Annotated in this window: 8 protein-coding genes and 2 CRISPR repeat arrays (1 of these 10 only partly in view); all 8 genes read right to left on the bottom strand. The window is 49.4% G+C overall.

Translation table 11 applies throughout. The features are described 5' to 3' along the window. Positions 1–365: 365 nt before the first annotated feature. The 8 genes from AT705_RS23570 to AT705_RS23535 all read right to left on the bottom strand — a co-directional run bounded on the left by AT705_RS23570 (position 366) and on the right by AT705_RS23535 (position 12,150). A complete protein-coding gene (locus AT705_RS23570; RefSeq protein ID WP_058798754.1) occupies positions 366–2,426 on the bottom strand; it encodes a M13 family metallopeptidase in 2,061 nt (686 codons plus the stop codon). 332 nt (positions 2,427–2,758) lie between these two features. Beyond that, positions 2,759–3,907: direct repeats of the CRISPR family, unit length 32 nt; unit sequence GTTTCAATCCACGCGCCCGTGCAGGACGCGAC. 196 nt (positions 3,908–4,103) lie between these two features. Continuing rightward, positions 4,104–4,397: a CRISPR-associated endonuclease Cas2 gene (gene cas2, locus AT705_RS23565; RefSeq protein WP_046007370.1), complete on the bottom strand. Its 294-nt coding sequence runs from the start codon at positions 4,395–4,397 to the stop codon at positions 4,104–4,106. Positions 4,398–4,408: 11 nt separating this feature from the next. Beyond that, on the bottom strand, positions 4,409–5,440 hold the full coding sequence (cas1c, locus tag AT705_RS23560) for a type I-C CRISPR-associated endonuclease Cas1c (RefSeq protein ID WP_058798753.1): 1,032 nt from the start codon (positions 5,438–5,440) through the stop codon (positions 4,409–4,411). Beyond that, positions 5,437–6,072: a CRISPR-associated protein Cas4 gene (gene cas4 / locus AT705_RS23555; protein WP_058798752.1), complete on the bottom strand. Its 636-nt coding sequence runs from the start codon at positions 6,070–6,072 to the stop codon at positions 5,437–5,439. Before cas4 ends, cas1c begins: the two co-directional genes overlap by 4 nt. 2 nt (positions 6,073–6,074) lie before the next feature. Further along, positions 6,075–6,944 carry a type I-C CRISPR-associated protein Cas7/Csd2 gene (cas7c, locus tag AT705_RS23550; protein WP_058798751.1) on the bottom strand — a complete coding sequence of 290 codons (870 nt, stop codon included), beginning with the start codon at positions 6,942–6,944 and terminating at the stop codon, positions 6,075–6,077. 18 nt (positions 6,945–6,962) lie between these two features. Then, on the bottom strand, positions 6,963–8,933 hold the full coding sequence (gene cas8c, locus AT705_RS23545; protein WP_058798750.1) for a type I-C CRISPR-associated protein Cas8c/Csd1: 1,971 nt from the start codon (positions 8,931–8,933) through the stop codon (positions 6,963–6,965). Next, the gene (gene cas5c, locus AT705_RS23540; RefSeq protein ID WP_058798749.1) at positions 8,930–9,634 is read right to left on the bottom strand and encodes a type I-C CRISPR-associated protein Cas5c; all 705 of its coding nucleotides are present in this window, start codon (positions 9,632–9,634) and stop codon (positions 8,930–8,932) included. Before cas5c ends, cas8c begins: the two co-directional genes overlap by 4 nt. Positions 9,635–9,666: 32 nt before the next feature. Next, positions 9,667–12,150, bottom strand: a complete 2,484-nt coding sequence (locus AT705_RS23535; protein ID WP_058798748.1) for a CRISPR-associated helicase/endonuclease Cas3 — start codon at positions 12,148–12,150, stop codon at positions 9,667–9,669. Between the two features lie 506 nt (positions 12,151–12,656). After that, positions 12,657–13,534: direct repeats of the CRISPR family, unit length 32 nt; unit sequence GTTTCAATCCACGCGCCCGTGCAGGACGCGAC; it runs 661 nt beyond the window's last position.

The raw sequence follows: 13,534 nt of genomic DNA, 5'->3' as shown, positions 1-13,534 counted from the left end.
CTATGACATGGGTAGATCATGCCGGGACACTGAACTGATGTGTAGCAAAAAGCATGACTGCAAATACGCCGATGTGTGGATGGCAATTAAAGTAGGATTAATTGTACCTGTCGTCGTAGCAACAGATAGCAGAACAACTCAATCTGCTATTTGTAACTCTCACTGCCTGGACCATTTGTTTGGTCTTTATTATGGAACAGCTGAGCTCTTTACAATTAACCATCACACGGTAATAAGCATACACGCTTAGTTTCATTAAAACCCGACTCTGCCGGCGAAGATGTTAACCGGTGTGAGGAAAGTGATATTTCTCAGGCGGTCTCGATTGTACCGCCTGAGGGAGTAGCCTGAACCAGACTATTTGACTACCAGATTTTAACGCGTTCGCTTTGTGCTCGGAAAAGCTTATCGCCTTCTTTCACTGCAAATGCCTCGTAGAAAGGCGTGAAATTAGATAAAGGGCCATTGGCACGATACTGCGCCGGAGCATGCACATCCGTGATCAAACGCTGACGCGCCGCCGCTTCACGCTTTTTGGTTCTCCAGCTTTGCGCAAAGCCAATAAAAAAGCGTTGTTCAGGGGTATACCCGTCAATAATTTCTTTATTTTTGCCCGATAGTGACAGCAGGTAAGCTTTATACGCCACCGTGAGGCCCCCTAAGTCACCAATGTTCTCGCCCAGCGTCATGCGGCCATTTACTGCGGCATCTTTAAATGGTTTATAGCTATCGTACTGTGCTACCAGTGCGTCTGTACGTTGTTTAAACTGGCTCAGATCAGCGTCTTGCCACCAGTTACGAATATTGCCATCACCATCAAACTGCGCCCCCTGATCATCAAACCCGTGCCCCAGCTCATGCCCAATCACTGCACCGATGGCTCCGTAATTAACGGCATCATCCACACTCATATCAAAAAATGGTGGCTGCAATATCGCGGCAGGAAACACAATCTCATTCTTCAGCGGATGATAATAGGCATTCACTGTTTGCGGTGTCATTTCCCACTTAGTCTGATCAACAGGCTGACCAACCTGCCCCAGATGGTAGTCTACCTCGTGTTGTCTGGCGCGGATCACATTGCCAACCAGATCGTCAGCTTTGACCTCAAAATCATAGGAACGCCAGTGATCAGGGTAGCCTATTTTATAGCTAACTTTGGTGAGCTTTTCCTGCGCTGCGGCTTTGGTTGCGTCAGTCATCCAACCCAGATTGTCGATACTCGTTCGGTACGCAGCAATCAAATTTTGTACCAGAGTTTCCATGCGTGCCTTTGCCGCAGGAGAAAAGTGCCTCGCCACATACAACTTACCGACTTCTTCGCCCAACATTTCGTTAGTCATAACCACACCACGTTGCCACCTTGGTTGCTGCTCGGTCACGCCTCGCAATGCTTCGCTGTAAAAGGCGAATCGGGCATCGGCAAAGGGCGCACTCAGCACCTCTGCAAAGCTGTTGACGGTGTGGAACTTAAGATAGGTTTGCCAATCCTCAAGAGAAATTTGGTCAAATAAAGTGCCTAGTTCTTCGAAATAACTTGGCTGCATAACAATGATTTTGTCTTGCGCTGGCAGACCCAGCCCGTCTGATACATTGTGCCAGTTAAGCTTGCCCAGTTTTGAATCAAACTCAGCGGCGCCATGCGGGTTATAGATCAGGCTTATTTCACGGCTTTTGGTGCGGCTCCACATGATATCAGCCAACTTGGTTTCAACACCAAGCACGGCCTTCGCCTGCGCTTCGGGGTTTGGCTCTCCAATCAAACGCAACATAGTCACAACCATGTTCTGATAGTCGGCCCTTAGCTGAACTGATTTTTCATCATCTTTGCTGTAATAGTCTTTGTCTGGCATGCCTATGCCATCCTGCGCTGTATACAAGGCATTGAATCGTGCATCTTTGCCATCTGGCACTACAAATACGCCCAAAGGCGTGGTCACCTGGTGCCTTTGCAGTTTACCCATCAGCGTACTTAACTGATCGTACGAATCAATCGCAGCAATTTCTGCAAGCAACGGCTGCAACGGTTTATGCCCAAGCTGCTCCAGCGCCTGTTCATCCATAAAGCTTGCATACAAGTCACCAATTTTCTGCTCGCTACTGCCCACTTTACCCGACTGTTGCTGCGCTTCATGGATCAGCGTTTTTACCGCCTCATCCGACTCATAACGCAAACGGTCGAAACTACCCCAAGACGCCTTATCCGCCGGAATATCCGTGTGCGCCAGCCAGCCGCCATTTACGTACTGAAAAAAATCATCCTGTGGTCTGACACTCGTATCAAAATGGCTTTGCTCAATACCCGACTTCAGTGCCGGCGTCATGTGTGATGCCGAAGCCTGAGTACCGCGCTCACCTTGTGATGAACAACCACCCAGAACGGCTAGCGCTGCTGTAATGGCCATAACCAATGCTGTTTTTTTCATGCGTTTCCCTCTTATTATTGTGTGTTAGTGCACAGAAAGTATCACCAGCTTCAAAAAATAGACAAACTAAAGATGTTACTACATGTACCCATTCGTACGCCTATATATTTTTTTATAACATTATCAGATAGTTGAAATAAAAAGGGAGAGAAAATGTTACAAAAAAGAAATGGAAAGCGACTTCAATCAGTGATTTAGGGGTAGTGTTTGGGAACAAGGCTAACCGATAACCATACTGTAACACCACTATGCAGCCTGGCGTGTAGAGAAGGCACCAATAAGCTTGGAGAACCCAACCTGATGATGGGAATGCAAGCCGGTTCCGTATAGTGGTTTCAATCCACGCGCCCGTGCAGGACGCGACGTAATTGAGTTTTATACGATGCCTGGTATGTGGGTTTCAATCCACGCGCCCGTGCAGGACGCGACTGAGACAGGCAGCTCTTGTATAAATGACTTTTTGTTTCAATCCACGCGCCCGTGCAGGACGCGACACTCTATCTCTCGCCATAATAATGCCAGCTCGTTGTTTCAATCCACGCGCCCGTGCAGGACGCGACTTGGACGACCCTGAATTTAAAGCGGCGTTTGATGAGTTTCAATCCACGCGCCCGTGCAGGACGCGACGTCTTCGTCAGTTAAGCCCCTGGTTTGAGCTAACTGTTTCAATCCACGCGCCCGTGCAGGACGCGACAAATTTACGACACACAACCCGCAGGAGGGTGAGGTTTCAATCCACGCGCCCGTGCAGGACGCGACTAAAATGCGATGACTGGGCAGACATACATACATGTTTCAATCCACGCGCCCGTGCAGGACGCGACGTTCAGAGTCACGGGTTTTGAATGTCGGGATAGGGTTTCAATCCACGCGCCCGTGCAGGACGCGACCTTTCAATGATAACTATGTTTTGCTCGGCTGGGGTTTCAATCCACGCGCCCGTGCAGGACGCGACCTGATTGTTATCATCATACGCAACCCCCTGTTTTTGTTTCAATCCACGCGCCCGTGCAGGACGCGACCTTGTGACCTTCTTGAGTCGCCGGAGACGCATTGTTTCAATCCACGCGCCCGTGCAGGACGCGACGATATGCCGAACAACATTTTGTGGAATAAGGGCGTTTCAATCCACGCGCCCGTGCAGGACGCGACTTCATTCCCAATCTTGGCTTAATAGCCTACCTGTGTTTCAATCCACGCGCCCGTGCAGGACGCGACTTAATTTGTGCGTTTGTATTTGCTAGGTACCTAGTTTCAATCCACGCGCCCGTGCAGGACGCGACTGTATGTACCATTCAACATCAGACTCCCACTTACGTTTCAATCCACGCGCCCGTGCAGGACGCGACTTTGGTCCACTGGCATGATGGTGATCATTTTCAGTTTCAATCCACGCGCCCGTGCAGGACGCGACCTCAAACGGTATTTAACTGGTGCGAGGACCAAACTGTTTCAATCCACGCGCCCGTGCAGGACGCGACAGCCTTGTTGCCAAGGCCCAGCCAGCTTAGCAAAAATGCTTGGTTTGCGCTAACCTCAATAAAAATCATGGTCAAACACACTGCCAAGCCAGCGGTAACTTAAAATAGCCTTATTTTTAAAGAACATACATAAGCGCTAACCTCCCGGGGTTTTTATGAGAACCAGGGGTTAGCGCTGAGGGATTCAAATTGGGGATCAAAGAATGAGTGGATCACGAAAAATATCAATGGCCGCTTTAGCGCCGTGATGTTCCACTTTATTGTGCCAGTTTTTGCCTAATTTATAGAACCTCAAACTGTCGACTTGTGGATCATAAATTTTTAACAGCTTGGCCTTAAAGCTCACCCACTGCGCCGGGTCTACTTCGCACTCAAATACTGAGTACTGTACGCGCACTCCATGATCCAGGCAGACCTTGGCAAGGTTACGTAAGCGTTTTTGTCCGTCTTCGCTCTCAAAAGAAACATCATAAGTCACCAATACCATCATAGTGTATATCCTTACTTTTTCAGGTAAAAAGGCGGGTAGCACTCAAGGTCGCCCCGAATATGTCGAGCAAGCAGCATCGCCTGCACATGCGGCAACAAACCCAACTGAATTTTTTCCTGTAAAAATTCATGCCGGATCTCTTCTTGCTTTTTACTCTGATAAGCCTGAAAAACTCGCTTTCTGGCTTCATCTTTTAGCGTTACACCGCCTACGCTATCAGTTGTGAAGTCAGAATCTGAAAGCTGTCCACGATTGAATAAGGTCACCACCAGAGTATCAATCAGCGGTGCCCGAAATTCTTCAAGCAGATCAAGTGCCAGACTATTGCGCCCCGGCCGCTCCTTATGTAAGAACCCCACTTGCGGGTCTAGGCCAACACCTTGCAATGCGCCACTTATTTCCTGCCCAAGCACAGAATAAAGCAACGAGAGCACGGCATTAACGGGATCTTTGGGTGGCCTTCGGCTGCGGCCATTGAATAAATCGCGATTTTGATTCGCTTTAATCACATCAGCAAAAGCAGCAAAGTAATGTGCAGCGGCTTCCCCTTCCAAGCCCAATACTTGCTCATAATCGAGCTGTACCTCCAACTGTTCCAGGATTTGTTTGAGCCGGTTGATGGCCTTATTGAGTTTGCCACTGTCACCATGATTGCGACGATGACGCTGTAAAAAAGTTCTGCTTGAACGCACTTTCGCGCTGACTATCAACCAGGCAACCTCGGTCGATGCCTGATCAACCGCCCGATATTGCTGACGACGCAGCAGCACATTGCCGGTTTGTTTACCCACCACATTTGCCAGAAACCGTCCCTGCATATCAAAAAAGCTCAGATGCGTGCCGCTTTCACCACAAAATCCCAACAGCTGGGGAGAAACCATAATATTACCAAAGCAAAAAATACTGCCAATAGAATGAATGGGGAGCTGCATCAGCTTTTCTTTGACTCCCTCGATGCGCTGTTCAATCAGCAGGGTTTCTCGCTGTTTATGCAGATAAACACCCTCTTTGGTGATATAAAGACTGTTATGGAGTTTCTTCATTTTTCATCCAGGTTGAACATAGCCGACACATAAGCGCCCGATCTGTCCCCTTGCATCAGCTTTGGCTGACATAACTCATACAAAGAGCAGGCCTTGCAGTGTTTGCCATACTCGGGTTGGGGTGTTCGGCCTTGCCTGAACAGGCTTTGGATTTGCTCGAGCAATGCCAGGGTCTGAGTACGCAATGCGGCATCAATTTCAACTTCTAAACGTTTACGCGTTTGCCAGTACCACAACGCGCCCACTTCTACCTGAGTCGCCATCATTTCTTCCAGGCAAAGTGCCTGTGCACACAACTGCACTTTATCCACATTGGTAGCTTTGGGTTTGCCCCGCTTGTATTCAACCGGCAAGTAGGTACTACTTGTGGTGTGATACTCCAACAAGTCGAGCTGACCATGCAAGCCAAGCTTGGGCGCATTTACAGTAATACCCCGCTCAAAACGCACACCTTTGCGCGACTCCGGCGCACCACTATCTACTCGCTCATGTAACTGACGACCATGAGCCGTCAAAAAGTTTTCCTGCCATACCTGTTCCAGATGGATCAATGCACATTGCCGGGGGCAAAATAGATAGTGCTGCAACGCAGAGATCGCCACGGAGCGACGATCAGCTACGTCCGAGTGCATGATCAAAACCCTTCGATCACTTGCGGCTCTAACCCTTCCAGTGCACTGAGCAAAGCGTCGTTCAGTGCCGATGTATCAAGCGATTCACCATTTTCAATATGGCTGCGCAGTGTCTGGTGTACTTTGGCAGAGGAATACTGGCCAGACTTACTGTTATGCTGCCACCAGATAAGGTGAGAAACGGCCATAGAACCTTCCGGGCGTGCCGAAGAGGCATCGCCTTCAAACAGGCTAGGTAACACAGCCTTTAGCTTGTCGGCATCGGCATCACTGAAGCCGGTTTTTTCAGCTAACTGAGGCGTCATAGCGCCAAAGGTAACATACGTTGCGTTATCAACCCGGTGCTTCATGCCCATGGTATCTGAGCTTTTCTTTTTACCATCGCCTTCACCGCTCACACTTTTGGTGATCTGGGTGCTGGAAATACTCACCGGTTCCAGGCTGAATGCACTTTGTATAGTCACCGGACCACGTACCGGGATAGATACACCATCGCTGCCACTGCCTTTGTAAGCAAAAACCTGCCCAAATGCGCGCACGTCCAGCCACTTTTCGCAGCAAATTTTAGCCGCCGTATCGACGGGCGTTTTTTTACTGTTGAAGGTGTCTTTGCCTACGCCAAATTCGTCTGATTCAGCGCGGCTTCTCAGGCTAGGCATGCCGTCGGATTTCTTTTCGTCCGACTGAACAAAGATACTCTCACCCGCTTCTTGTAAACGGTCACGAATTTTGCGTTTAAGGCACACATCGGTGATCTCACCAAAACCATCGTAGTCCGTTCTTGGGCGGTTGCCATTCAGCGGATCGCCGTTGGGATTAGCATTTTTAACGGTAAAGATCAGGGCAAAGTCAATTTTGTTCGTTAAGCTCATGGTTCATTCCTTTTAAAATTAAACTGATTCGGTTTGTGGTGAGGATGGTTCGGTTTTGTTGGTTGCTTTGGGCTGCCACTGACCTTTCACAGGCGAGTGCTGCTCCAGCCACATCATCTGACTATGAAAACCAAGCAAGAATTCCGGCGATAGCTTTTTGTCCGAGTTGTACTGCTCAACCTCAGCAAATAAATCTGTAATTTGTGCCAGCTTTAGTGTGTATGCCCGTTCGAACGATTCACCATAATGAGCAAAAATACGCTGCTGATAGGGCACCAAAGCCGATACTATGGTCAGCCAAGTTGAACTGGGTTTATTTACAAAGCGGTTCATATAGCGCTCTGCTGTGGTCATTCGCTTGCTGTCGCCTATCGACAATGCAATTTGTTCAATCTTGTTGGCCACTGCCAGCAAGCGACCAAATAAGTAATCGCGTGATTTATAGTCTTCTTGAAGTGCCATCTCGTAATCCTTTTGTTCAGATTTGATTTTTGTACGCTTGTAGTAACCCCGGATCAGCGCACAGGCGACCCCCAGGTTTTGCGACCACAGCCAGTTTTGGTCGCTCTTATAAGCCACCCGATTAACTGCGCGATGGAATGCATTGTTCATAATGTCTCTGGGGATTGGGTTCCCTTCGACGATGCAGGGGTAGAGTCGGGCCACCAGGTTTTTCTTCAGGCTTTCAGAGGATTTCAGCACATCCCCATAAGTGGCATCGAGTGTCCTGTATAACGACGGGGCACAGATCCGCCAGCCGCTGTTTTTGTCATCCAGCTTAACCCGCTGCCACCAGCCTAAGTCCAGCTGCCATTGTTTCAGCCGGATAAGAAAATCTTCCGCTACCGTTTCTCGATAGTACAAGATCCCCATGCGCCCAGGGGTTGCTGAATCAATGCCTATCATGGCGATTTGCTCGTTTTTCTCGAGCTGCTCTGGCCCTGTCAAACCATTAAAGTAATGGTTCAGATTGTTGGCATAGCGCTCACCCAGGTCCACGGTGTGATCTACTTCAGGCTTGGCTGTCATCCAGTTCAGCCAGTCCTGCTCAGCCGGGTCCGGCACAGCTTTACCTGATATAGCCCAGGCAAGATAAACCTGATCGCCAGTTCTGTGACCCTGCCTTGCCAGTAACCAGCGCAGCGCATTGTGCGCTTTTTGGGTTGCTTCAAAACTGACCGAGCTGGCTTCCTGTCCGCTGCTAAAGCGTCCTCTGTAGGTATAGCCGCTACCATCATTTGAAGAGATCAGTTTAGCTTTGTCGCCGCTGTGCCTAAGCTTGGCGGGATGATTATCAGACACAGGTAGCACCTCGCCAGTCACCATACACAGTGCTGCATTGCCCCCATTTTGTGCATCAAACGCAATCCAGCTTTGTTGCAATTCAGGATCCAGCCAGGTTTTACTTTGCAGCTCGCCCAGTTGCTCTACACTCCAGCAAACCAGCGCAGCGCCCTGATCAATTTTACCCTGCTGCTTTGGCAGCAGTTTGAGCAATGCAGGAGTGTCGCCCTCTCCTGACCACTCAGTCAGGAGCACGTCATCTTGTGCGTGTAATACACCCTGCTCAACTAAATCGGCAACCAGTGTTTTTTTTTCTACATAACGCAAAATCGCTTGTAAGGGGGGTTTACAAAATTCCGAGTCTGCCCAGGCTTTAAGCTGGGTCAGGTATAAATCAAATCCGGGTTTTTTAATACCGCCAAACTCTTCATAGTCACCGGCAGTGTATTGGATCTTATCTGCCAACGGGTGAGCACATAAACCACTGCTTCTACCCGCTGATTTCTCCGTTGCAGGCAACACTATTTGTGTTTTTTCCGGCAGGACTTCGGCTCCCAAAAACACTCCGTCTCCGTTCAGGCGCACATGAATATGTGCTGTCTGGGGTGTATGACTGATGGGCATGATCTGCTCACCCAGCGGTGCATCGGCAAACCTTTGCTGTGCCTGCTCGTAGGTGGCATATAGTTTTGCAAGCCAGCTCATAGGCTTTCCTCCGTACTCGCCACCGGTTGCATATTGCTATCCAGCTCAAACACTTTAGCCTTCATGTCACGCACGTAACGATTTACCGGGCATTGTGCGGGCGTAGGGTAATCGATCACACCGTTTTTCATCACTGCATGCCAAAAACGGGTTCGTAATTCATCTTTGCCGGTTTCATCCGGATAGTCGAAGCCATGAAACATCAGACCAAAGCCCAGTTCGTCTGTGTCGTCAAATGCGCCTTTCCCTTCGCCAAACTCGCAAGGCTCCACATAGCCCTGGCAGTCACGAGTTCCCAGAAAGATATCTTGGCGTCCGCCTTTGTTCAGCATCCGCTTAGCAATGGCAAAGTGCTTACCATCAACACGATCCTGAGCCAGCTCAGGACGGTGTTCATTCCATTCAAAGTGCGCCTGAACCTGGTATTCAACGTCATGCAAAAAAGTGTAATAGGCCAGACTGTTACCACCACCCCAGTTCAGTGGCTTGGTGCCTCGGGTTTGTGTTCTCAGGGGCTTAATTACCCGCACCTTATCAACATGCCAGACCAGCGTGGGCTTCCAGTAAATGGACTTTAGTACGCCCTTAATGGCCTCGTAGGTGGGGATATGGTAAGAACACTTTTCGCCACCCACCCGGGTAATGGGATCGGAAAACAACGCGTGCCGCCCCCATAAGCGAAAACTGATACTGTTTTTCATTCTATCTCCTTGTTCCGTTTTTCCATGTTGCGCTAGAGGACTAAACCTTCCTGCTCACCACAGATTTCTAAACTCAATCCAAACTCGCTGCTGTAATGCTCATCTCGCAGGTAGTACACCGGCTCTCCCTCTGCTATCGGGTAGGCCGCCTCACTATCAAGCAACTGCTTTAACTTGTGGGTAAACACATTCACGCTGTACTTTTGTGCCTGTTGTAAAAGTGTGCGGTACCGCGCCGCATCAAAGCGTTTATCGAGCGCCAGCAGCGCGCTGATCAGCGCTTTGGCTGTATCGTCATACGGGACTATCACACCCTGCGTGGGCGCGTTGATTGCCTTAAACGCTTTACTCGCAGCCATAAATGCCTGCCTGATCGCAATAGGCGACTTGTCAATGTTCTTTTCGTTGCTGCTGAGCAGGTCAACTAGTTGGTTTTGGCTTTTAGTAAATCCATGCGTGCCTGTCGGGTAACCCATTTCATCGCAACGCTCATAAAAGTATTTATCGAAGTAACGTGTGGTATATTCGGGCGACAACAGCTTGGCCTCATCAAAGTCATCCGCATCCAGGATGTACTTAGTTGCTGCAACGCCCTGTTTGATATCCGCCAGCATATTGAGATTTTCTTTGTGCGGATTAACCACCAAAACTTCGCCCATGCCTTGTTGTCTGCCATGGCGGTTACAACGCCCGGCTGCCTGTGCAATGGAATCCAGGCCCGCCAAAAATCGCACTACGGCATTAAAGTCGACATCAACGCCTGCTTCAATTAACGCCGTTGACAGGCACAAGGTAGGCAAGCCGTCATCCAGGCGCGACCTTATTTCGTCTAACTTTGCTTTGCGATGCGCCGCACACATATCTGTGCTGAGATGAAAAATTCCATCAGGCCAGGCTAAGTGTTCATTGAGTGCGTGATACAAGGCTTGAGCCCAGTGTTTGGTATTCACAATAACCAGACAACTGGTATTAGATTCAAGCTGCTGTGTGATAAGCGCTGTGAGTTCACTTTCATCCCAGCCCCGAGGCCGCACAAGATTGCGAACCGTAACACGCTCCAGTGCCTGATAGAGCTTTGAAATATCCGGAGTCAGCTCATTGCCACCTGTAAGTGCCAGCTCACCCCGTGGCTTTACCCGCTCGGGCAGATTGTTCAGTAGTGGCTGTGTCGCGGTGCACATCACGGCTGTGGTATGGCAATGCCGGGTCAAAAAGTTCACGGCGTTATTAAACAGGTGAACACAATTAATCGGTAAGGTTTGGATCTCATCGAAGATCAGCACCGCCTTGCTCAGCTGATGTAAACGTCTTACACCACGTGTGCCACCACCAAACAGGCTCTCAAGAAACTGCACCATAGTGGTAAACACAATGGGTTTATCCCAGTTCTCGCAGGCCAGTTTGGTGCGCCAGGTTTGCACTTCGGGCTCCAGATTTGAATGATGTTCAAGCACCCATTGCTCACCCAGCTCATCACCAAAAACGTCCCTGACGGCTTGGGCATTTTGCTCAATAATTGAGGTGTAAGGGATCACATAGATTATACGGTCGAGCTGGTGTTGTTTAGCATGGTGTAAGGCAAATCTCAGACTGGCGAGGTTTTTTCCTCCCCCCGTCGGCACGGTAAGGCTGTATATGCCCTGCTGACCTAACGCCTTTTGTTGGCAATTAGCTGAGATAGCCGCGCGGATCTGGTTAATACCCTCTGTATCAAACCCGGCAATTTTTGACTCCAAAAGTGCACAAGCCATGTGCCAGTCTGCTTGTGTATTGCGTGCGGGTTCATTGCCGGGTGTTTCAAAGTCGGCGCTGTTTGCTCTGTCAGCATCAATTAAGCAGCTAAACCAGAGTTTAACGAACATACCCAGATAAAAGTCATGTTCTATTTTGTTTGAGCGATAAGGACTAAGACTGGTTTTAAGCGCCTGCGCGGCCGATTTTAAAAAGTCATAACCGGCCATCTTACTGGCTTCGTTCAGTACTTCAGGGTCGGCATTTTGAATACATTCGTTAAGGTGTGAGTCTTCTTCACCTAGCTTCAGCCTTTTCAATAAACCGCCACTTGGTTCGGCCAGGCAATTGATCAACCCACTGTGGTGAGACACAATACATAAAGCCAGCCCCTGCACAACGACCATGCAGTACTGGCTCAGTGAGCTGTCTTCTTTAAAAATCACAGGGGTAATCTGCATAAGGTGGTTAACCAACCATTGCGCACCCGCGGTGGAGTGATTGATCGTTCCTTTTTGTCCCTTAACTGTTCTTGCCAGGGATTCAATATCCTCATCCAGATCGGGGTTAGCATGAGCCTGCTTTAAGGTAATAATATCGTCCATATAACCCTGAAAAGCAGCGCTATACTTACCAAAGTCGTGTAACAGGCCAATCAAGGCACCGGCTTGTGCATAACCAAATTTTTCGGCAAGGGCTTCAGCCAGTACTTTTACTGAGCGCAAATGAGTAAGGACACTTTGATGTTCGCTTCCTGTTGCTGCGGGGTGGGCAATAAATGGCATAAAACTCCTTTTTAGCGCTTAATTTATTGTTTATTTTGCCTATACAGCTAAGAATGTAAATTAAATGAATAAATTTTTAAATTAAAATGTGATCTAAAACAATGACGGCAACACCTGAAAAGCTTCTAAACACACTGGATAGCTGGGTCACAAGCTTGTTGGAGCCCGGCACTTTATTCCCTTGGTGCCTTTTATTCTGTTGGGTTTACCTGGCGGCACAATATGAGTGGCTCAGTGCCATGTTGGGTGCCCCAGTTTTAGCGGCTATTTTTACTCTGCTAATAAGCTTTGCTATTCTTATTACTGGCCTAATGTTTATAACACTTGGCACTGTGTGGTCATTAGCTGAACAGCTACTATGTCCAAACAAACCCATAGCGAAATCTCGATTACCATAATTAAAAGGGCAAGGTCGAAACATCGCTTCGTAACTTGCTGAGCTAAGGTCGAGGCTCACCGAAAGGCCTGGCTTTGTGAATAAATCCCCCGCTCTCTTTCAACTATATGTTTCAATCCACGGGCCCGTGCAGGACGCGACTTAGTGACTTTTTGTTTCTTTTTATCGTAGGTATTGTTTCAATCCACGCGCCCGTGCAGGACGCGACCTCCACACCGTACCTAAATCGGAACGACTGAGCTGTTTCAATCCACGCGCCCGTGCAGGACGCGACTGGAGAGCAAGCGCATGCCCCGCAGCCGAACAATGTTTCAATCCACGCGCCCGTGCAGGACGCGACGGTTAATGGCAATGTTGCAACTGGATTGTCCGGTGTTTCAATCCACGCGCCCGTGCAGGACGCGACATCACTGTACTGCCGATGTATATTTTCACGGTTGTTTCAATCCACGCGCCCGTGCAGGACGCGACATAAGACCATGCGCCGCCTCATGAGTTTTGCGGTGGTTTCAATCCACGCGCCCGTGCAGGACGCGACTTGAGGGTTTTAGACGCCCTCCATCGCGATGCAGTTTCAATCCACGCGCCCGTGCAGGACGCGACTCATTTCATGATTGAGAACTATCAATCAATGGCGTTTCAATCCACGCGCCCGTGCAGGACGCGACATCGGGGACCTGCTTGGTCTGCCCCTGTGGCAGGGTTTCAATCCACGCGCCCGTGCAGGACGCGACGTAGTTGTGATCCAGTTTGGTCGAGTCCAAAAAGTTTCAATCCACGCGCCCGTGCAGGACGCGACAACTTCATCCCAGCCTTCATGCTTCATCATGCGGTTTCAATCCACGCGCCTGTGCAGGACGCGACTTAGCGCCTCATCCTGACTAATTACACTGAGGTCGTTTCAATCCACGCGCCCGTGCAGGACGCGACGAATTTCAGACAGCGCCTTACCACACATGCGACGTTTCAATCCACGCGCCCGTGCAG

This window comes from Pseudoalteromonas rubra, assembly GCF_001482385.1.
Classification (GTDB): Bacteria; Pseudomonadota; Gammaproteobacteria; order Enterobacterales; family Alteromonadaceae; genus Pseudoalteromonas; species Pseudoalteromonas ardens.
The sequence above is the reverse complement of the archived record's forward strand: the minus strand, read 5'-3'. Positions and strand labels throughout refer to the sequence as shown.